19 protein-coding genes are annotated in these 18,776 nt (G+C 73.6%); 8 read left to right on the plus strand and 11 right to left on the minus strand.

From position 1 onward, the window contains the following. Positions 1-5: 5 nt before the first annotated feature. The gene (locus GA0074692_RS06625) at positions 6-1,277 is read left to right on the plus strand and encodes a cupin domain-containing protein (protein WP_091640450.1); all 1,272 of its coding nucleotides are present in this window, start codon (positions 6-8) and stop codon (positions 1,275-1,277) included. A 137-nt stretch (positions 1,278-1,414) separates the two neighbouring features. Here the strand turns inward: GA0074692_RS06625 and GA0074692_RS06630 are convergent, their stop codons facing one another. The 5 genes from GA0074692_RS06630 to GA0074692_RS06650 all read right to left on the minus strand — a co-directional run bounded on the left by GA0074692_RS06630 (position 1,415) and on the right by GA0074692_RS06650 (position 6,508). After that, entirely contained in the window at positions 1,415-2,080 is a 666-nt protein-coding gene (locus GA0074692_RS06630; RefSeq protein WP_091640453.1) for a hypothetical protein, read from the minus strand. Further along, positions 2,077-4,761, minus strand: a complete 2,685-nt coding sequence (locus GA0074692_RS06635; RefSeq protein WP_091640455.1) for an FtsK/SpoIIIE domain-containing protein — start codon at positions 4,759-4,761, stop codon at positions 2,077-2,079. The genes GA0074692_RS06630 and GA0074692_RS06635 overlap by 4 nt, the downstream gene beginning before the upstream one ends. Further along, the gene (locus tag GA0074692_RS06640) at positions 4,754-5,707 is read right to left on the minus strand and encodes a hypothetical protein (protein ID WP_245730202.1); all 954 of its coding nucleotides are present in this window, start codon (positions 5,705-5,707) and stop codon (positions 4,754-4,756) included. The genes GA0074692_RS06635 and GA0074692_RS06640 overlap by 8 nt, the downstream gene beginning before the upstream one ends. A 4-nt stretch (positions 5,708-5,711) precedes the next feature. Further along, positions 5,712-5,972 (minus strand): hypothetical protein, encoded by a 261-nt coding sequence (locus tag GA0074692_RS06645; RefSeq protein WP_091462511.1) that lies wholly within the window; start codon positions 5,970-5,972, stop codon positions 5,712-5,714. Positions 5,973-6,067: 95 nt separating this feature from the next. Continuing rightward, a complete protein-coding gene (locus GA0074692_RS06650) occupies positions 6,068-6,508 on the minus strand; it encodes a PIN domain-containing protein (RefSeq protein ID WP_245730203.1) in 441 nt (146 codons plus the stop codon). Positions 6,509-6,601: 93 nt separating this feature from the next. On the opposite strand from GA0074692_RS06650, the gene GA0074692_RS06655 reads away from it, so the two are divergent. Genes GA0074692_RS06655 through GA0074692_RS06660 form a run of 3 tightly spaced genes read left to right on the plus strand, consistent with a single transcriptional unit; the run spans position 6,602 to position 9,691 of the window. Beyond that, positions 6,602-9,154, plus strand: a complete 2,553-nt coding sequence (locus GA0074692_RS06655) for an ATP-dependent Clp protease ATP-binding subunit (RefSeq protein ID WP_091640458.1) — start codon at positions 6,602-6,604, stop codon at positions 9,152-9,154. Positions 9,155-9,179: 25 nt separating this feature from the next. Further along, positions 9,180-9,341 carry a hypothetical protein gene (locus GA0074692_RS34595; protein WP_176738334.1) on the plus strand — a complete coding sequence of 54 codons (162 nt, stop codon included), beginning with the start codon at positions 9,180-9,182 and terminating at the stop codon, positions 9,339-9,341. After that, positions 9,341-9,691 carry a DUF3140 domain-containing protein gene (locus GA0074692_RS06660; protein WP_091640460.1) on the plus strand — a complete coding sequence of 117 codons (351 nt, stop codon included), beginning with the start codon at positions 9,341-9,343 and terminating at the stop codon, positions 9,689-9,691. The genes GA0074692_RS34595 and GA0074692_RS06660 overlap by 1 nt, the downstream gene beginning before the upstream one ends. Before the next feature lie 107 nt (positions 9,692-9,798). Here GA0074692_RS06660 and GA0074692_RS06665 read toward each other — a convergent pair whose 3' ends face one another. The 3 genes from GA0074692_RS06665 to GA0074692_RS06675 all read right to left on the minus strand — a co-directional run bounded on the left by GA0074692_RS06665 (position 9,799) and on the right by GA0074692_RS06675 (position 11,840). Beyond that, a complete protein-coding gene (locus GA0074692_RS06665; RefSeq protein ID WP_091640462.1) occupies positions 9,799-10,035 on the minus strand; it encodes a hypothetical protein in 237 nt (78 codons plus the stop codon). 134 nt (positions 10,036-10,169) lie between these two features. Then, positions 10,170-11,141 (minus strand): LysR family transcriptional regulator, encoded by a 972-nt coding sequence (locus GA0074692_RS06670; protein WP_091640464.1) that lies wholly within the window; start codon positions 11,139-11,141, stop codon positions 10,170-10,172. Positions 11,142-11,237: 96 nt separating this feature from the next. Next, positions 11,238-11,840, minus strand: a complete 603-nt coding sequence (locus GA0074692_RS06675) for a hemerythrin domain-containing protein (RefSeq protein ID WP_091640467.1) — start codon at positions 11,838-11,840, stop codon at positions 11,238-11,240. 201 nt (positions 11,841-12,041) lie between these two features. Between GA0074692_RS06675 and GA0074692_RS06685 the strand changes: the two genes are divergently transcribed. Next, entirely contained in the window at positions 12,042-13,367 is a 1,326-nt protein-coding gene (locus tag GA0074692_RS06685) for a M20/M25/M40 family metallo-hydrolase (protein ID WP_091640472.1), read from the plus strand. A 65-nt stretch (positions 13,368-13,432) separates the two neighbouring features. After that, positions 13,433-14,092, plus strand: coding sequence for a hypothetical protein (locus GA0074692_RS06690; protein ID WP_091640474.1), 660 nt, complete (start codon positions 13,433-13,435; stop codon positions 14,090-14,092). A 58-nt stretch (positions 14,093-14,150) separates the two neighbouring features. On the opposite strand, the gene GA0074692_RS06695 is transcribed toward GA0074692_RS06690, so the two are convergent. Together GA0074692_RS06695 and GA0074692_RS06700 are read right to left on the minus strand one after the other, a co-directional pair. Next, complete coding sequence (locus tag GA0074692_RS06695) at positions 14,151-14,342, minus strand: DUF5703 family protein (RefSeq protein ID WP_091640476.1); 192 nt, start codon at positions 14,340-14,342, stop codon at positions 14,151-14,153. A 166-nt stretch (positions 14,343-14,508) separates the two neighbouring features. Beyond that, positions 14,509-15,480 carry an aldo/keto reductase gene (locus tag GA0074692_RS06700; RefSeq protein ID WP_091640478.1) on the minus strand — a complete coding sequence of 324 codons (972 nt, stop codon included), beginning with the start codon at positions 15,478-15,480 and terminating at the stop codon, positions 14,509-14,511. A gap of 188 nt (positions 15,481-15,668) precedes the next feature. Here GA0074692_RS06700 and GA0074692_RS06705 point away from each other — a divergent pair, with 188 nt between their 5' ends. Next, positions 15,669-16,721 (plus strand): LLM class F420-dependent oxidoreductase, encoded by a 1,053-nt coding sequence (locus tag GA0074692_RS06705; protein WP_091652799.1) that lies wholly within the window; start codon positions 15,669-15,671, stop codon positions 16,719-16,721. Then, the gene (locus GA0074692_RS06710; RefSeq protein WP_091640480.1) at positions 16,718-17,554 is read left to right on the plus strand and encodes an undecaprenyl-diphosphate phosphatase; all 837 of its coding nucleotides are present in this window, start codon (positions 16,718-16,720) and stop codon (positions 17,552-17,554) included. The genes GA0074692_RS06705 and GA0074692_RS06710 overlap by 4 nt, the downstream gene beginning before the upstream one ends. An 85-nt stretch (positions 17,555-17,639) precedes the next feature. Here GA0074692_RS06710 and GA0074692_RS06715 read toward each other — a convergent pair whose 3' ends face one another. After that, positions 17,640-18,233, minus strand: a complete 594-nt coding sequence (locus tag GA0074692_RS06715; RefSeq protein ID WP_091640483.1) for a hypothetical protein — start codon at positions 18,231-18,233, stop codon at positions 17,640-17,642. Positions 18,234-18,776: the final 543 nt, after the last annotated feature.

Raw genomic sequence — 18,776 nt, forward strand, 5'->3', positions numbered from 1 at the left:
CGGCAGTGCCGACCATCGACCCGCCGGGTGGCCACGGCCGCCCGGCGGTTCCGTCCGCCGCTCTCGCGGCGCTCGCCCGGTGTGTCGCCGTCGAGCCGGACAAGTTCGCCGCCGCCCACTGGGGACGCACGCCGCTGCTGTCCCGGGCCGACGAACTGCCCAACCCGGCCGGCTTCACCGACCTGTTCAGCCCCGCCGACGCCGACGAGCTGCTCAGTCGGCGCGGACTGCGTACCCCGTTCCTGCGGATCGCCCGGGACGGCCAGCTCGTGCCGGCGGCGCGCTGGACCGGCGGTGGCGGGGCCGGCGCCGAGATCAGTGACCAGGTCCTCGACGAACGGGTCCTGGAGCAGTACGCCAACGGGGCCACCCTGGTCCTGCAGGGACTGCACCGCACCTGGCCGGCGCTGATCGACCTCGCCCGCGACCTGGGCCTGGCCGTCGGCCAGCCGTTGCAGGTCAACGCCTACCTCACCCCGCCGGGCAACCAGGGCTTCGCCACCCACTACGACACCCACGACGTCTTCGTGCTCCAGGTCGACGGCCGTAAGCGTTGGCGGATCCACCCCCCGGTGCTCCCCGACCCGCTGGAACGGCAACCGTGGGGCGGGCGCGCCGACGAGGTCGGTGCCACCGCCGAGGGACCCGCCGCGCTGGACGTGGTGCTCGCCCCCGGCGACGCGCTCTACCTGCCCCGGGGCTGGCTGCACAGCGCTCAGGCGCAGGAATCCAGCTCGCTGCACCTGACCATCGGCGTCCGGGCGCTCACCCGGTACGCGATCGTCGAGGAACTGCTCGCCCTCGCCGCCGAGGACCCGCGCCTGCGGGCCACCCTCCCGTTCGGCGTGGACCTGGCCGACCCGGACGCGGTGGAACCCGAGCTGACCGAGACGGTCGAGGCGCTGCGGGACTGGCTGCTGCGCGCCGACCCGACGGCGGTCGCCGGCCGGCTGCGGCAACGGGCCTGGCCCGCCGCCCGCCCCGCGCCGATCCGTCCGCTCGCCCAGGCCGCCGCGATCCGCGAGCTGACCGCCGACAGCACGGTCACCGTGCGGGCCGGACTGCGTTGGCAGCTCGTCCCCGCCGGCGCGGACCGGATCGCCCTGCGCGTCTTCGACCGCACCATCTCGCTGCCGGCGCAGTGCGCCGAAGCGGTACGGGCACTGCTCACCGGCGCCGTGTCCCGGGTCGGCGACCTGCGGGGCCTCGAGTCCGACGCCGACCGCCTCGTCCTGACCCGCCGCCTCCTCCACGAAGCCATCCTCATCCCCGCCTGACCCGCCGCGTCACGCCGCCGCGCAGAAGCGGGGTAGCGGGGTAGCGGTCAGGAGCCGCGCGGGGTGACCGACGTGCTGCCCGTGTGGTGGGCCCCGCTCAGCCTCGGCGCGACCGGACGCAGAAGCGGGGGCGGGGGTCAGAGGCGGAGGGCCAGGAGGAGGGCGGTGGTGAGCAGGCCGGCGACCAGGACCACGGTCATCGGGCGAGGGCCGAGCAGCGCGTGCCGCCGGTCGGCGAGCAGCTTGGCCGGCCCCAGCCCGATCAGCGGCCCGAGCAGCGACACCACCAACGCGATCACCGGCATCCCGACCGCCAGGTCGCCGCCGTACCGCTCACCCAGTGTCCGGGCGCCGACCCCCACCGCGTACGCCAGCACCGCGCCGACCACCCCGCAGAGCGCCAGCAGCGGGTTCACCGATCCGGGTAGGTCACCCGGCTGCCGGGTACGGTCCAGCAGCTCGCGCGCTCCGTCCAGCAGCATCGTCGGGTCACCCGACGCGTTCCGCGCGGCACCGGGCGGATCACCGAGGCGGCGGGCGCCGGCGCCGAGCCGACCGCGCAGCACCTGCCACAGGTGGGCCGCCTCCGCGTCCACCCGTTCCACCAGCTCGGTCGCCTCGGCCACCTCCGCCTCGGCCTGGTGGACCTGTTCGGTGGCCTCCCGTACGGCCCGCTCGGCGGCGGCGCACTGCCGGTCGTGCCAGCCCACCGCCTCGGCACGCTGCGCTGCCGCCTGCGCGGTCAGCTCCGCCAGCCGGCGCAGGTGCGCGGCGTACGACTCACTGGTCACCGGTTCGTTCATCGAGGAAGTCCATACGGGATGATCGTCTGACCGGTCCGGTGCACCGCCCGGTCGAAGAAGAGGCCCCGCCAGGGGCGCGGGTACCAGTCCGGGCCGCCGGTGCCCGGGTAGAGCGACGAACCCAGTTCCCCGCCCTGCACGTCCAGGGCCACCCACGCCCCGATCTGGTCGGTCCGCGAGGCCGGTCCGCCCAGGTCGTTGCGCATCCGCGCCACGCCCCGCCACCAGGCCAGCACGTGGGTGCGCCGCTCCGGCCCGTCGTGCAGGATCTGCCGCAGGTGCTCCAACCCGGTGCGCCGGCCGACCCGCGCGCCCAGCCGGCCCGCCGCCGCGTCGACCGCGTAGAGCAGTAGGTAGTGCGGGGTGGTCGGGGTGCCCGGCCCGGCCAGCGCCTCGGCCGTCTCGGCGACCAGTTCCGGCACCGTTTCCTCGTCGTACCAGGCTGCGTCGTCGGCGAGGTCCTCGTAGAGGGACCGGGCGGCGTGGTCGGCGTCCGGGTCGAGGCAGGCGATGGAGAACCGGGCCGACCCGGGCTCGTGTTGCCGGGCCAGGGAACGGCCGACGGCGTCGAGCACCGCGCACGCCTCGTCGACCCGGGTGCCGAGCACCGCGAGGTTCCGGCCGGGCGCCCGGGGCAGCCGCAGCGCCGCCGAACGGGCCTGCACGTCGATGATCTCCCCGAGCAGGGCGACCGGGCCGCGCGGCCCGCCGGGTTGCCGGGCCGGGGCCAGCGCCCGGAAGTCGGGGGCGTCGGCGAGCCGGGGGATCGCGTCACCGTCGAAGAGGCGGGCCGGGGCGGCGTCCGGCGGGCGCATCCGCCACAGCCTGTGCTGGAGTTCGCTCCAGGTCTCCCACTCGCTGGCTGACGGGATCCGGGCGATCTCGTTCCCCTCCACCATCCCGGACTCCGCGTTGATCACCGCGTGGTGCCGGGGCAGGGACTGGGCCGCGTCGTTGCGCTCGGCGAGGATCCGCAGTGCCTTCGGCAGCGCGATCCGGAGGGTGAACTGGGCGACCAGCGCGGGACGGCCCCACAGCGCCTCGATGCCCCGTACGTCCTGCGAGGCGAGCACCAGGTGGATGCCCTGCGAACGGCCCCGGCGGGCCAGGTCCTCCAGCAGGTCGGCGGCCTCCCGGGCGACCACGTCCCGGCCGGCGAGCAGCATCTGGAACTCGTCGACCACCGCCACGATCCGGGGCCAGTGCCCCTTCGGGTCGACCGCCCGCAGCTCGGCGAGCTTGGTGACCTCGTGCTGCTTGGCCGCGTCCGCCCGGCGGCGCAGCTCCTCGGCGAGGAAGCGCAACAGGGCCAGCCCGAACTCCCGGTCGGTGTTGACGTTGATGCCGACCAGGCGCATGTGCGGCAGCCAGCTCGGGTCCCGCCGTCCCTGCGCGAACCGGGCGAAGGACACCCCCTCCTTGAAGTCGAGCAGGTAGAACTCCAGCTCGGCGGGGGAGTAGCGGGAGGCCAGCGCGCCGATCCAGGCGAAGATCAGATTGGTCTTGCCGGTGCCGGACGGGCCGCCGATCAGCGCGTGCGGTGGGTAGTCGCCGAGGGTGAGCAGCACCGGCCGGCCGCTCGGCCCCTCGCCGATCGGCGCGACCAGCGCGGTCGACGAGTCCTCCTGCCACATCTCGCCGGGCGGGGGGAGCAGCTCGGTGAACGGGGTCGGGGCCGGGCCGGCGTTGACCGTGCTCGCCACCTGCCGGCAGGTCTCGGTGACCAGTGTCGCCGGGGGCGGCGGGTCGAGGCGTACCGGCAGGCCGGTGGGGCCGCCGATCCGTACGTCGCCGCGGGCGACCAGCACCCGCTGCACGGTCGGGTCGTCCGGCAGCGGAATGCCCCGGACCACCAGGTGCACCCCGCAGGCCGCCCCGGTGCGGACCACCCGGTCGAGCTGGCCGCGCTCGTGCCGGGAGAGTTCGTCCCCGCCGAGCAGTACGGCCACCCGCCACGGCTCCGGCCGCCGCCCGGTGGCCGCGGCCAGCTCCCGCAGCGAGGAGTGCTCACCGGCCAGCACCGTCTCGTTGATCCGGCGGATCTGCTCCACCAGGTCGTCCAGGAGCCGGGCCAACCCGCCCGGACCGACGAAGGTGAGCAGCCCGGCGGTGCCGAGCGGGGCGAACCCGGCCAGACCGCCACCGAGGTGCTCCGGGTCGTACCCGATCAACCGGACAGTGCCCGGGTCGGTGCGGCCGATGCTGCGTAGCAGCAGCGCGGAGACCACCGCGTCGCAGGCAGCGCGGTGCTCGCCGGTGAGGTGGACGTGCCCGGCGTCCAGCAGCGGCACCAGGGCGGGCACCGGCTCCGCGCCGGGGATCCGGACGGTGCCGACGCGGACCGCGCCCGGTGTGTCGGCCCGTCCGGTCGGGGTGGGCGCCCATCTGGACCAGTCGGCCGACGCCGCGCCCGGCGCCTCCCGCTCGGCGGCGGCCGCGGCCCGCCGGACCAGCTCCGCGATCCGCGTCGAGTACCGGGAGTCGATCTCGGCGAGCCGGCGGTCCCGCTCGGCGCCGACCCGCTGCGGCACCGTGGCGGCGGCCCGCCGTACCCGGGTCAGCCGGTCCTGCCCGGTCTCCAGCTCGGCCCGGGCGGCGGTCAGTCGGCCCCGGGCCGAGCCCAGCGCCTCGGAGAGCAACCCCCGGACCCGGCCCACCAGCTGGGCCCGACGGTCAGCCATGCGGACCGGGCCTGCCGCGCGTGGGGTCGGACGCCGCCCGGGGCGGCGGTGCGTCCGCGCCGCCGGCAGCCCCCGGTGCCCGCTCGTCGTCGGGCCGTTCGGCCGGCAGGTCCCGGCCGAGCCGGGCCAGCAGCAGGCCGGTCACCACGCCGGCGGTGACCGCCGGGTCGGCCGGATGCGGCTGCTCGTCGCCGTCGCGCTGCCGTGGCGGGGGCATCCGGCAGACCCGGGTGAGTACGGTCTCCAGCACCGGCGGCGGCAGGCCGGGCAACAGGTCGCGGACCCGCCCGTCCAGCTCGTTGCGGAGTTTCGGCAGGTCGGGGGCCTTCGGTGGATGTCCCAGCAGTTCCCCGGCCAGCTCCCGCAGCAGCGGCGGGGTCACCGTCGCCAGGCCCAGCCCGACGTCGGCGTGTGCCCGGCGTAACTCGGTGTGCAGCCGGGTCCGGTCACCGGCCTTCACCCCGCCGACCACCCGACGCAACAGCTCCCGGGAGTCGGCCACCTGCTCGTCCGGGCCGGTCGGTTCGCCCTCGGACCCGCCGGTCAGCTCCGCGACCCGCACCGCCCACCAGCGGCGCACCGCCGGGGCCGGGGACGGGTCGTCGGTCGGGACCGCACCCGGCGGCGCGTCGCCGCGGGGCGCGTCGTGCCCCGGCTGGCGGGGCTGCGGCTTCGCCGCCGGAGCGCCGTCCGCGCCCAGTCCGATGGCCGCCAGGTAGCTGGCGAGCTGCTCCTGGGCCACCCGCAGGGCGTGCCCGGCCGACTCGGCGTGCTCGACGGCCGCCGACAGCTCCGGCACCCCCATCGGGTTCGACGACTCCTGCCGGACCCAGCGCAGCCGCTCGGTGGCCAGGGCGAACTTCTCCAGCGCCTGGGCCAGCGGGGCCAGCGGCAGCTCGTCCGACGCGGCGCGGACCTGGGCTCCGATGTCCTCGATGATCGACATGGGCTCAGAGCGTGGAGACGTAGAGCTGCGCCTGCTCCACCGCGACCAGCGTCGCGGCGAGACACTCCTCCAACTCCTGGCTGGCCTGGGTCAGTGAGGCCTGCGCCGCCTCGACGGTCTCGTGTCCGCTGCCCTCCAGCGCGCCGGCGAGGGTCTGCTGTGCCTCGGCCAGCTTCTCGCCGGCCGCCTGCACCGCTGTCTGCCCTTCACCGATCTGCTGAAGTGCGACATCGATGGCGGCCTTGAGCTCGGCGACGCTCGCCACGGTGCAACCTCCTGGGGGCGGGGAGGACTCCATTAGAGCCTATTCCGGTGTGGGAGAGAACATCCGCCCTGTGCGCGTTACCGCCACGCTGTCCCTTACCGACCCCCGACGTGCGTGCCGGCCGGACCGGTGTCGCCGCCGGGGATCGGCGTGTCGCGCTCGCCGCGCAGCCAACGGGGCCCGTACACCTCCGCGCCGAGCGTCCGGACCCGTTCCCGCAGCGCCCGGTCCGCGGTCACCACCACGAGCCGCCGTCCCGTCTCGGCGCCGACCAGGTCGACGATCGCGTCGTCGCCGGACCCGGCGGCGGACACCACCCGCACCCCGTCGGTGGCCGGCACGTCCCGGGCGGCCCCCTCCACCACCAGCACCACCTCGACCGGGGCGGGAAGCTCCGGTGGTACGCCCCGACCGCCCACCGGCACCAGCCGGTCGCGCAGCCGGGTGGTCGCGCCGACCCGGTCCCGCCACCACCCGTCCGGGCGGCTCCCGACCACGTTGGCGGCGTCCACGATCAGCAGCGGGGTCGTCTCCATGCCTCCACCCTGCCACCCGGACGCGTTTGTCGGGGCCAGCCTCGGGTAGCCCTGCGTGTCGATCCTGTCGCCGCCGATCCGGGAGGACTGCTCATGTGGGGACCCGCTGACTTCGGCGCCGACCCGTGGGACGAGTTCCTGGCCCGCTACTTCGGCCGGGGGGAGGGCGGCGGCCGGCCCGCGCACCGGGTGGACATCACCCGGCTGATGACCGCCGACGCCCGGGAGATGCTGGCCGACGCGGCCCGCCGGGCGGCCCAGCGACGCAGCAACGACCTGGACACCGACCACCTGCTCTGGGCCGCCCTGCAACGCCAGCCGCTACGGGAACTGGTCGGTCGGGCCGGCGCGGACCCGGACACCCTGCTCAACGCCCTCGGCGGGCGCGGCGACGGGGCACCCGGCGGCGAGGTCCCGCCGAACCTCTCCCTCACCCCGGCGGCCAAGCGGGCGCTGCTGGACGCCCACCAGCTCGCCCGGGCGATCGGGGCCAACTACATCGGCCCCGAGCACATCCTGATGGCCCTACCGCTCAACCCGGAGTCGCCGGCCGGGCGGATGCTGGCGGCCGGGCGGATCCAACCGGAGTCCCTGCAGGCGGCGGGGGCGGAGCGGGGACCGATGACTGCACCACCGGACCGGGGCACGCCCACACTGGACCAGTACGGCCAGGACCTGACCGACCTCGCCAAGGCCGACCGGATCGACCCGGTGATCGGCCGTAGCGACGAGATCGAGCAGGCGGTGGAGATCCTGTCCCGCCGTACCAAGAACAACCCGGTGCTGATCGGCGAGGCCGGGGTCGGCAAGACCGCGATCGTCGAGGGGCTGGCCGAGCGGATCTGCGACGGCGACGTACCGCAGACGCTGCTCGGCAAGCGGGTGATCCAGCTCGACCTGGCCGGTCTGGTCGCCGGCACCCGCTACCGGGGCGACTTCGAGGAACGGCTGAAGAAGGTGGTCGACGAGATCCGCGCCCACCGCGACGAGCTGATCATCTTCCTGGACGAGATCCACACCCTGGTCGGGGCCGGCGGGGCCGGCAGCGAGGGCGGCATGGACGCGTCCAACATGCTCAAGCCGGCCCTGGCACGGGGCGAGCTGCGGGTGATCGGCGCGACCACGCTGGACGAGTACCGGCGCAGCATCGAGAAGGACGCCGCGCTGGCCCGCCGCTTCCAACCGGTGCTGGTGCCGGAGCCGACCGTCGAGGACACCGTGGCCATCCTGCGCGGCCTGCGCGACCGGTACGAGGCCCACCACCAGGTGCGCTTCACCGACGAGTCGCTGGTCGCCGCCGCCGAACTCGCCGACCGGTACGTCACCGACCGGTACCTGCCGGACAAGGCGATCGACCTGATCGACCAGGCCGGCGCGCGGGTGCGGCTGCGGACCCGGACCCCGGCGGCGGACGTGCGGGAGCTGGAGCGCCAGCTCGACGACGTACGCCGGGACAAGGACCAGGCCGTCGCCGACGAACAGTACGAGCGCGCCTCGTCCCTGCGCGACCGGCTGCACGAGATCGAGGAGCAGCTCCGGATGGCCCGGGGCGAGACCGAGGCTCCCCAGGTGCCCGAGGTGGGGCCGGCGGAGATCGCCGAGGTGGTCTCCCGGGCCACCGGCATTCCGGTCAGCCAGCTCACCGAGGAGGAACGGGACCGGCTGCTGCGCCTGGAGGGGCACCTGCACGAGCGGGTGGTCGGCCAGGAGGACGCGGTGACCGCGGTCGCCGAGGCGGTCCGCCGCTCCCGGACCGGGCTGGCCGACCCGGACCGGCCGATGGGCAGCTTCCTCTTCCTCGGCCCCACCGGCGTCGGCAAGACCGAACTGGCCCGGGCTCTGGCGGAGGCGCTCTTCGGCGACGCCGACCGGATGGTCCGGCTGGACATGAGCGAGTTCCAGGAACGGCACATGGTCAGCCGACTGGTGGGCGCGCCGCCCGGCTACGTCGGGTACGAGGAGGCCGGCCAGCTCACCGAGGCGGTCCGCCGCCGCCCGTACGCGGTGGTGCTGCTGGACGAGATCGAGAAGGCCCACCCGGACGTGTTCAACATCCTGCTCCAGGTGCTCGACGACGGGCGGCTCACCGACAGTCAGGGCCGGACGGTCAACTTCCGCAACACCGTAATGATCATGACCAGCAACCTGGGTTCCGAGCTGATCACCGGCGCCCAGCGCGCGGTCGGCTTCGGGGCCGGCGCGGCCGGCACCGACCAGGAACGCGACGAACTGCGGGAACGGCTGATGCGCCGGCTCCAGGAGAACTTCCGTCCGGAGTTCCTCAACCGGATCGACGAGATCATCATCTTCCGCCGGCTGGAGGCCGAGCAACTCCGGCAGATCACCGGCCTGCTGCTGGAGGAGACCCGCCGCCGGCTGCACGGGCAGGACATCACCGTCGAGGTCACCGAGGCGGGCGTCGACTGGCTCGCCGAGCACGGGTACCAGCCGGAGTTCGGGGCCCGCCCGCTGCGCCGGGTGATCCAACGCGAGATCGACAACCAGCTGTCCCGGATGCTGCTGGAGGGGGAGATCTCACCCGGCCAGCGGGTGACCGTGGACGCCCGGGAGGGCGCGCTCGCCTTCGACGTCACCGCCGGGGAACGAGGCGGGCACCAACCGGCGACGACGACCCATCCCCGATGACCGTCCCGACGAGCGGAGGCCGCCGGTGAGCGAGCCCGAGGAGTACCAGGACGACGCGGAGCGGACCGAGCCCATAGTGGCCCCGCCGACGGCGAACCCGACCCGGGTACAGGTGCCGCCGGAGGGGCCCGGGGCCCTGTCGGACAACGTGCAGCCGGCCGAGCCCGGACCCGGAGAGGAGGCGTGATGGTACGCGAGGCGAGACTCGACGCGGACGTGGAACTGCTCTGGGAGGAGTTCCACGAACGGGTGAACATGCCCTCGGAGCAGTTGCGGCAGTGGCTGCTCACCCGCGGGTCGGGGGAGGCGGCGTTCGGCCCGAACCCCGACCTCGACCTGCCCCAACCGGGCCGGCACATCCTCGCCGTACTCAGCAAGCGCAAGGTGGACCTGACCCCGGACGACATCCGGGTCATGCAGGACGCGGTCGACCGGATCGACGGCCTGACGGCGCAGAAACCGTCCGGCGGCAACGCCGACAACGCGTGGCGGCACTCCCTGCTCGACATGGGACACGACCCGCTCGTGGAGCGCTGACCACACCGATGTGACAGTGGCCCGGGCCGGGTGGCCCGGGCCTCCTGCGTCTCGACGCCACCCACGGCGCAACTCGAGCGTGGCGAGCCGACCGCACGGTCAGGCGCTTACTGCGCCTCGATGCTGCCCACGGTGAGGCCGAGAGCGTCCACGGCGGCCTGCCGGTCGGAGCGGGCCCGCTCCTCCCGGCTGAGCAGGTTGGCGTACTCGGCGACGTGTTCCGGTCCGGGCGTGGCCGGCAGGGTACGCAGGAAGGTCTCCACGTCCCGGGCGGCAGCGGTGTGCGTGGTGGCGGCCCGCCGGGCGGTCTCCCGGTCGTCGCCGGGCCGGTCGATGTCGGTCATGTTCCCCCTGTTACCCGGCGTCCGGGACTTCGCACCCGCCACCGGCTGCCAGCCGCGGTGCTGATCGAGGAGTTCCTGACCGCCCGTGCCACCCGCAAGCCGTCTCCGCCGGAGTCGCTCCGGGAACTGCCGGCTCACACCGGGGTTCGTCGCCGTGCGCCGAACTCCGGGTTGTCCACCAGCCACCGCAGGTACGCCGGGTGCGGCGCGAGGGAGTCACGGTACGCCGCGATCGCCGCCGCCAGCACCCCCTCGGCGAACCGGGCTGCCGGAGACTCCGGATGCCAGCCGAGCAGCAGCCGCCAGCGCAACGGGTTACCGGCCAGCCGCCGGGTCACCAGGCCGGGCATCGGCCGGAAGGTGGCCTGGCACAGCGCCACCGCGACCCCCGCCTCGACCAGGTCCACACAGCCGCGCATGTCCGTCTCGTACACCTTCCGGGGAGTGAAGCCGGCTCGTGCGCAGGCAGCGGCGAAGCAGTCGCCGAAGCAGCCGTCGCCGGGCGCTGCCGCCCACTGCTCGTGCCGCAGCGCCGTCAGCGGGACCTCGTCCCCGTCGGCCGCCGGATGCGGCTCCGGCAACAGCACGAAGACCGGGTCGACGGCGACCTCCCGCCAGCTCAGCCCGAACTCCGCCGACGGGGCGGCGTCGCCGCACACCCCGGTCAACACGTAGTCCAACCGCCCGTTGAAGACCAGTTGGGACAGCTCGTCGACCGACCACGAGGCGTACGTGCTGATCGGCGCGGTCGGCTGGTCGGCGGCGATCCGGTGCACCAGTCGTCCCAGGATGGGGCTGTTCACCCCGCCGAACCGGTATCGGCTCAACGCGTCCCCCGCGCTGGCCAGCCGGGCCGCCTCGTCCTGGAGGCCCTTCATCGCCGGCAGCAGCACCCGGGCCCGGGCCAGCACCAGTTCGCCGAGCGCGGTCGGCCGGGCGCCGCGCCGGTCACGGTCGAACAGCGCACCGCCGAGCGCCCGCTCGATGCGCTGGAGCTGCGCGGTGAGCGCCGGTTGTGCCAGTCCGAGGGTCGAGGCCGCCTTCGTCACGCTGCCGGTCTCCGCGATCGCGCAGACCACCCTGAGGTGTCGCAACTCCAGGTTCATGACGTGACGGTATGACCAGGTCGGGACTTCCGGAAGACCTTTCGCGTTTCGATGACGTCCGATGGATGATGAGACCTGACCAGCGGGCCTTTCCGATCACTCGCGATCGAGATCCGTTGGGTACGTCCGGCGGCCGGTCACCGCGTCGCGGATCTTGTCCACCACGCCGACGGCCGGCTCGACGATCCGGTTCCACGGTGGGGCGGTCGGCGTCCCCGGGTGCGGACGGGTCGGCGCCGCCTCCTCGGCGATGACGAACCGGTTGCCGAGCCGGATCAGCTCCTCCTCGGTGGCCGCCGCGCGCAGCCGGCCCAGGGCCGGGTCGACCGCCGCCACGTGCTGACGCCACCGCTCGCGTACCTCGGCGGCGTGCCCGGGGTCGGCCGCCTGGACGGCCCGCCGCAGCGCCGTGTCGGTCTCGACGTCCCGTTCGGCCAGCTCCGCGCCGTCGGGCAGCGCGCCGCGCAACGCCGGGTAGAGGTACTGCTCCTCGCCGGAGAGATGCCGGGAGACCTCGGCGGCGAACACCTCGGCCACCGCCCGTCGCCGGTCGGGGCCGGTGGCCGGGTCGGCCAGCTCCTCGACCAACGCGGTGAGCCGTCGGTGCTCCTCGCCGATGATGTCGACCACGCTCCGGCCGCCGGGCCGGTACCCCTCGTCGCCCTCGGCGGGCGGCAACGGTGGCAGCGAGACGCTCATGGGTGCCTCCTCGGCGGGGACGGGCCCGACCGGCGGCCGGCGCCGGCGGTGGCACCGGCGGTACCCGGCCGGCCGTCGGCCGAAACCGGCCCGCCGAACCCGGCGGGGACCAACGGTCGCAGATGGAGCGTCCGGGGCGGGTCCGGCACATCGTGCGTACGGGCTCGTGGCCGGCGTGGTACGGCTGGTAAGAAGAACCCCATGACCGACCCCGTAGCCGCCCTGCCCGACCCGACCGCCGAGGTCGTGGACCTCTGCCGCGACCTGCTCCGCATCGACACCACCAACACCGGCGACAACGCCACCAGCGCCGGGGAGCGGCAGGCGGCCGAGTACGTCGCGGAGAAGCTCGCCGAGGTCGGCGTCGAGGCCACCCTGCTGGAGTCCGCCCCCGGCCGCGCCAACGTGGTCGCCCGGATCCTCGGCACCGACCCGGGCCGGGGCGCGCTGCTGGTGCACGGTCACCTGGACGTCGTCCCCGCCGACGCCGACGAGTGGTCGGTGCACCCCTTCTCCGGGGAGGTCCGCGACGGGTACGTGTGGGGACGCGGCGCGATCGACATGAAGGACTTCGACGCGATGGTGCTGGCCGTGGTCCGCCACTGGCAGCGCACCGGCGTCCGGCCGCCGCGCGACATCGTGCTGGCGTACACCGCCGACGAGGAGGCCGGCAGCGACTACGGCGCGCACTTCCTCGCCGAACAGCACCGGCACCTCTTCGACGGCTGCACCGAGGCGATCGGCGAGGTCGGCGGCTTCTCCTACACCGTCGACGAGGCCACCCGGCTCTACCTCATCGAGACCGCCGAGAAGGGCATCGACTGGCTGCGGCTGCACGCCAAGGGCCGCCCCGGGCACGGCTCGTTCGTCCACGACGACAACGCGGTCACCCTGCTCGCCGAGGCGGTGTCCCGGATCGGGCGGCACCGCTTCCCGCTGACCGTCACCCCGACCGTCCGGGCCTTCCTCGAGGCGGTCTCCGAGGTGCTCGACGTCGAGCTGGACCCGGACGACCCGGAGACCGCCATCGCCAAGCTCGGCCCGATCGCCAACATCATCGGCGCCACGGTCCGCAGCACCGCCAACCCGACCCGGCTGGCCGCCGGCTACAAGGACAACGTCATCCCCGGCCGGGCCACCGCCACCATCGACTGCCGCAGCCTGCCCGGCCAGTCGGAGATGCTGGAGCGGCAACTGCGTGAGCTGGCCGGTCCGGGCATCGAGATCGAGTACGTCCAGCGTCAGCCCGCGCTGGAGACCACCTTCGACGGGGAGCTGGTGGAGGCGATGTCCGCCGCGCTGCGTGCCGAGGACCCGGGTGCCCGCCCGGTGCCGTACATGCTGTCCGGCGGCACCGACGCCAAGGCGTTCTCCCGGCTCGGAATCCGTTGCTTCGGGTTCGCCCCGCTCCGGCTGCCGCCCGACCTCAATTTCTCCGCGTTGTTCCACGGCATCGACGAGCGGGTCCCGGTGGACGGACTACAGTTCGGCGTGCGGGTTCTCGACCGGTTCCTCCGCACCTGCTGACCGGCGCCGCCGCGACGCGCCTCCGGTACGGCTTTCTTCCCCCATCGCGAAAGGGACTTTCTCTGATGACCGACCAGCACGCTGAGCTGGACGCTGCCCTCGAGCGGGTGATCGACGCGGCCCGTCGGCACCTGGCCGCGGTACGCGCCGCCCAGGGCCGAGTCGACGACGACGACGTCTGGCAGGCGTACGTCGAGTTGAACAACGCCTCCTTCGCCTACGACGAGCAGCTCCTCGACGCCTTCGGCGAGGTCACCCCGTGGGACGTGGAGTCGATCGACCCGAACGAGGCCGACGCGCACTTCGGCCCGGGTGGCGAGGGCGTCGAGCCCACCGACCCGCACCCGCAGGTGATCTCCGTACGCCAGCGCCGCGACTACCGGGTGCCGAGCGTGTCGGCGCTGATCCGGGCGGCCGAGGCGGCCCGCCGGGAGGGCACCCCGCCTGACGACGAGCCGGCCCCGGTCGAGGGCGTCGGCGAGGCCGTGCTGGAGCTGTTGCAGAGCGGCGACGGGTCGCTGAGCGCGCTGGACGTGCCCGAGCTGGAACCACTCGACGGGGTGGTGATGGTCAGCGAGGTGGGCACCCCGGTCGACCTGGAGTCGTTCGACGACGACGACCCGGTCGGCCCGTTCCAGCCGGCCGCCGACGACCGGCTGGTCGGCCGGCTCGACGAGCACCCCTTCCTCGACCTGGACGAGGACGAGGTGGGGCACACCCACTGACCACCCCGCCGGACACCGGGCCCGTGCCGGCCCGGTGTCCTTCGGTCGGGCGCCGTCGTCAGTAGGACAGGCCGGGCTGCGGCTGGTTGACCCGACGGCGGCGGAGCATCACCTGCCGGGTGCCGTCCCGGTACAGCCGTACCCGGGCCAGCTCCCAACCGGCGTACTCGGCCTGGATCGCCAGTTGCACCGCGGCGGTCACCCGGTCGACGTTCGGCGGCAACCGCAGCGGCGCGTACTCGTAGTCCATGGCCCCTATGCTGCCCAGCCCGGCGACGCGACGCCACCCCGCTCGCCGTGACGCCCGCCGCCCCCAGCACGAATGTGTCGCGCCGTCGGGAAACGGTCCGTCCCGGTGCGAACGTGCCACCCCGCCGGGAGACGTGCCGGCCCGCCGCCGGGACGCGGCGGGCGCGTCAGCCGTCCCGCTCCGGATAGCCGACCTCCAGCGCCGAGACGTCGTCGAGCGCAATGGTGATCTCCTCCGGCAGGGTCATCCGCTCGACCTGCAACGCGCCGAGGAGCTGCCCGACGGTCCGGGCGCCGAGGATCGGAGCGACCACGCCCGGCCGGTCCCGTACCCAGGCCAGCGCCACCTCCAGCGGCGACACGCCGAGCCCACCGGCGGCGATCACCACCGCCTCCACGATGCTGGAGCAGCGCGGCTCCAGGTAGGTGGCGACGAACGGGCCGAAGTGCGCCGAGGTGGCCCGCGAGTCGGCGGGCCGGCCGTGCCGGTACTTCCCGGTCAGCACCCCCCGGCCGAGTGGGGACCAGGGCAGCACACCGAGCCCCATGGCCGCGCAGGCCGGCAGCACCTCCCGTTCGACGCCCCGTTCCAGCAGGGAGTACTCGACCTGCGCGGCGACCACCGGCGCGCGGCCGGGGTAGGCGGCCTGCCAGGCGGCGGCCCGGGCAGTCTGCCAGCCGGAGAAGTTCGACACCCCCACGTACCGGACCCGGCCGCTGGTGACCGCGTGGTCGAGCGCCGACAGCGTCTCCTCCAGCGGGGTCTCCGGGTCGTACCCGTGCACCTGCCACAGGTCGACGTGGTCGGTGCCGAGTCGGCGCAGCGAGGCGTCCAGCGTACGCAGCAGGTGTCCCCGGGACCCGTCCCGGCGGCGCCGGGTGCCCGGCCGTAGCCCCGCCTTGGTCGCGATGAGCAGGTCCTCGCGGGGCACGAGGGTGCCCAGCAGTGAGCCGATCACCGCCTCGGCGTCCCCGTCGCCGTAGACGTCGGCGGTGTCGACCAGGTTGCCGCCCGCGTCGAGGTAGCTCTTGAGTTGGGCAGCCGCGTCGTCGGCGTCGGTGTCCCGGCCCCACGTCATGGTGCCGAGCGCGAGCCGGGAAACCGCCAGCCCGCTTCGGCCGAGCGGTCGCTGTTGCATGGGTGAACCTTATTCGGAATCGGGGCTTGGCCGACATCCTCGCCTCCGTCACTTCTCCGACGCTCACTTCTCCGACGCTCACTTCTCCGACGCTCCGGCACACGGTGCACGAGCGAGGCGGTGATCGGTCCGTTCGCCGCCATTGCGTAACCTTGTGCGACTCGTGGTGCGGGATGGGGGAGGACCAGTTGCGACTCGGGCTCAGCCTCGGATACCAGACGGCGTGGAGCACGCCGGCCGACCATCTGGCTCTGGTCCAGGAAGCGGACCGGCTCGGCTACTCGGTGGTGTGGGCGGCGGAGGCCTACGGCTCCGACTCGCCGAGCATGCTGGCGTGGATCGCCGGGCAGACCGAACGGATCGACGTGGGCAGCGCGGTGATGCAGATCCCGGCGCGTAGCCCGGCGGCGACCGCGATGACCGCGACCACCATCGACGCGCTCTCCGGTGGCCGGTTCCGGCTCGGGCTCGGCGTCTCCGGCCCGCAGGTCTCCGAGGGCTGGCACGGCGTCCGGTTCGCCAAGCCGCTCGCCCGCACCCGCGAGTACGTCGACATCGTCAAGCTCGCCGTCGCCCGCAAGGAGGTCGCCTACGCCGGCGACCACTACACACTCCCGCTACCCGACGGCCCCGGCAAGGCCCTCCGGCTCGGGTTCCACCCGCCGCGCCAGCACATCCCGATCTACCTCGCCGCCGTGGGCCCGAAGAACCTGGAACTGGCCGGGGAGATCGCCGACGGCTGGCTGGCCATCTTCTACGCGCCCGAGTTCGCCGAGGAGCAGCTCGCCGCCGTCCGCGCCGGCCGGGCGAAGGTCGGCAAGGACCTCGCCGGCTTCGACGTCGTACCGTCGGTGCCGGTGGTGGTCGGCGACGACGTCGACGCCTGCGCCGAGCTGGTCCGCTGGTACGCCGCGCTCTACATCGGCGGCATGGGCAGCCGCCAGCAGAACTTCTACAACCAGCTCGCTACCCGGATGGGCTACGGCGACGCGGCCCGCGAGGTGCAGGACCTCTACCTCGCCAAGCGGCAGCGGGACGCGGCCGCCGCGGTGCCGCTGGAGTTCGTCGACCGCACCTCGTTGCTCGGCCCGAAGGAGCGCATCGCCGAGCGGATGCGCGAGTACGCCGCCGCCGGCGTCACCACCCTGTCGCTGACCCTCTTCGTCGCCGACCGGGAGAGCGGGGTACAGACCCTGCGTACCTGCGCCGAGGCTCTGGAACTGGCCGGGGTGGGCGAGTGAGCTGGATCGAGGCGATCGTCCTCGGCATCGTCCAGGGACTCACCGAGTTTCTCCCGGTCAGCTCGTCCGGCCACCTGCGGATCACGTCGGCGATCTTCTTCGAGCGGGACGCCGGGGCGTCGTTCACCGCCGTCACCCAGCTCGGCACCGAGGCGGCCGTGCTGCTCTACTTCGCCAAGGACATCTGGCGGATCACCAAGGTCTGGCTGATCGGCATCCGCGACAAGTCGGTGCGGTCCAGCCTCGACTACCGGATGGGCTGGTACGTGATCGTCGGCTCGATCCCGATCGGCGCGTTCGGTTTCCTGTTCAAGGACCAGATCCAGACCGCCGCCCGCAACCTGTGGCTGGTGGCGACCACCCTGATCCTCTTCGCGTTCGTGCTGGCCTTCGCCGAGTACTGGGGTCGGCAGACCCGCACCCTGGAGAACTTCCGGATGAAGGATGGCATCGTGATGGGCTTCGCCCAGGCGATGGCGCTGATCCCGGGCGTGTCCCGCTCCGGCGGTACGCTCACCGCCGGCCTCTTTCTCAACCTGACCCGGGAGGCGGCGGCCCGCTACTCGTTCCTGCTGGCCATCCCGGCCGTGGTGATGTCCGGGGTGTTCAGCCTGGGTGACGTCTTCGAGCCGGCAGCACCGGGCACCTCGGTGCCCAGCGTGGCCCAGATGGTGGTGGCAACGGTGATCGCCTTTGCCATCGGCTACGCGGCCATTGCCTGGCTGCTCCGCTACGTCGCGCACCACACCCTGTACGTCTTCGTCCTCTACCGCGTCGCGCTCGGCACTCTCGTGCTGGCGCTGCTGATGACCGGCACCATCTCGGCCACCTGACCGACCTGGGTACGCGTGTGGGCCGGCACCCCGGGGTTCGGGGTGCCGGCCCACACGGTGTTTGGTGTGTCAGGCGTTCTGTGTGTCAGCTGTTCCAGTGCTGGGCGACGAGGTCAGCGGCCTGGGTTTCCCACTGGGCGTAGTGGTCCGGGTAGGCGGACACCTGCACGGTCTGGGCGGCCTGGGTGAGCGGCATGTCCTGCCAGCCGTCCACGCCCTTCAGCCCGTTGAGGAACGCGGTGGTCGAGTATTCGGGGTCGGTGATCTGCTCGACCGTGCCCCAGCCGCTGGAGGGGCGCTGCTGGAACAGGCCCTGCGAGTCGTGGTCGTTGCGGTCACCGAGGTGGCCCAGGTTCTCCAGCTTCGACTCCTGCAGGCTCGTGGCGATGGCGACCACGGCGGCCCGTTCGTTCATGCCGGTCTTCTTGGTGGCCTTGATGATCGCCTTCGCGTTGTCGGTCTGCTCGGTGTTGAGCGGGATCCGCGACTGGGCGCCCTGCACACCGTGCGGGATCAGCTTGCTGGTGTCCGGCTTGTCGGCCTGCACCACGGCGGCCGGGGTGGCGGCGTGGGCGGCAGTGGTGTCGAGGACGGTGCCGACCGGACCGCCGATGACACCACCGGCGAAGGCCAGACCAGCAACACCGAGAACAGTCTTACGCAGCAGCTTCGTAGCCATGAGAGGGGTACTCCATTCGGGGGTCGGCACACCCCAGGGGGACAGGGGTGTGCGAGCACCGTCCGGCGCCCAAAAGAGGGGGGAAAGATCAAAGGGGGGGTGCGGCGGGGAGCGGGGCTCACCACGCCGGGTCCAGATGTAACGACCGCCAGCCCGCCGGCATTCCACCCGACCACCACCCGAGGGGGTGGGGGGTGCGGGGCCTGCTACCTCGGTCGTCCAGAGAGTGTAACGACGGCTGACCGGCCGACATTCCAGCCGAGCCCCAGCCGAGGCCGCCACCCGTAACCTGACACACACCGTCGAACCGGACACCGATCCCCGGGAGCGACACAAACCAAAGCCCGAGCCACACCAACCAGCACTCCGTCGATCACCGAGTTGTGGCGCCTGATTGATGATGAATGCGAGGTTTGGGAGGTGCCCAAAGCCCATGATCGACAAGGTGGGAGAGGGTGAGCCGACCGGAGCTGCTCGACGCCGTCGGGAGGCCGGCGGCGGAGCGGGGCCGGGCGGGGAGCGGGGCCGGGCGGGGGAGTGGGG

Source organism: Micromonospora pallida (genome assembly GCF_900090325.1).
Classification (GTDB): Bacteria; Actinomycetota; Actinomycetes; order Mycobacteriales; family Micromonosporaceae; genus Micromonospora; species Micromonospora pallida.

Coding starts and splice junctions, on each gene's coding strand:
- GA0074692_RS06630 (WP_091640453.1), bottom strand. CDS start 2,080: ATGAACGAACCGGTGACCAGTGAGTCGTACGCCGCGCACCTGCGCCGG.
- GA0074692_RS06635 (WP_091640455.1), bottom strand. CDS start 4,761: ATGGCTGACCGTCGGGCCCAGCTGGTGGGCCGGGTCCGGGGGTTGCTC.
- GA0074692_RS06640 (WP_245730202.1), bottom strand. CDS start 5,707: ATGTCGATCATCGAGGACATCGGAGCCCAGGTCCGCGCCGCGTCGGAC.
- GA0074692_RS06650 (WP_245730203.1), bottom strand. CDS start 6,508: ATGGAGACGACCCCGCTGCTGATCGTGGACGCCGCCAACGTGGTCGGG.
- GA0074692_RS06655 (WP_091640458.1), top strand. CDS start 6,602: ATGTGGGGACCCGCTGACTTCGGCGCCGACCCGTGGGACGAGTTCCTG.
- GA0074692_RS06660 (WP_091640460.1), top strand. CDS start 9,341: ATGGTACGCGAGGCGAGACTCGACGCGGACGTGGAACTGCTCTGGGAG.
- GA0074692_RS06665 (WP_091640462.1), bottom strand. CDS start 10,035: ATGACCGACATCGACCGGCCCGGCGACGACCGGGAGACCGCCCGGCGG.
- GA0074692_RS06670 (WP_091640464.1), bottom strand. CDS start 11,141: ATGAACCTGGAGTTGCGACACCTCAGGGTGGTCTGCGCGATCGCGGAG.
- GA0074692_RS06675 (WP_091640467.1), bottom strand. CDS start 11,840: ATGAGCGTCTCGCTGCCACCGTTGCCGCCCGCCGAGGGCGACGAGGGG.
- GA0074692_RS06685 (WP_091640472.1), top strand. CDS start 12,042: ATGACCGACCCCGTAGCCGCCCTGCCCGACCCGACCGCCGAGGTCGTG.
- GA0074692_RS06690 (WP_091640474.1), top strand. CDS start 13,433: ATGACCGACCAGCACGCTGAGCTGGACGCTGCCCTCGAGCGGGTGATC.
- GA0074692_RS06695 (WP_091640476.1), bottom strand. CDS start 14,342: ATGGACTACGAGTACGCGCCGCTGCGGTTGCCGCCGAACGTCGACCGG.
- GA0074692_RS06700 (WP_091640478.1), bottom strand. CDS start 15,480: ATGCAACAGCGACCGCTCGGCCGAAGCGGGCTGGCGGTTTCCCGGCTC.
- GA0074692_RS06715 (WP_091640483.1), bottom strand. CDS start 18,233: ATGGCTACGAAGCTGCTGCGTAAGACTGTTCTCGGTGTTGCTGGTCTG.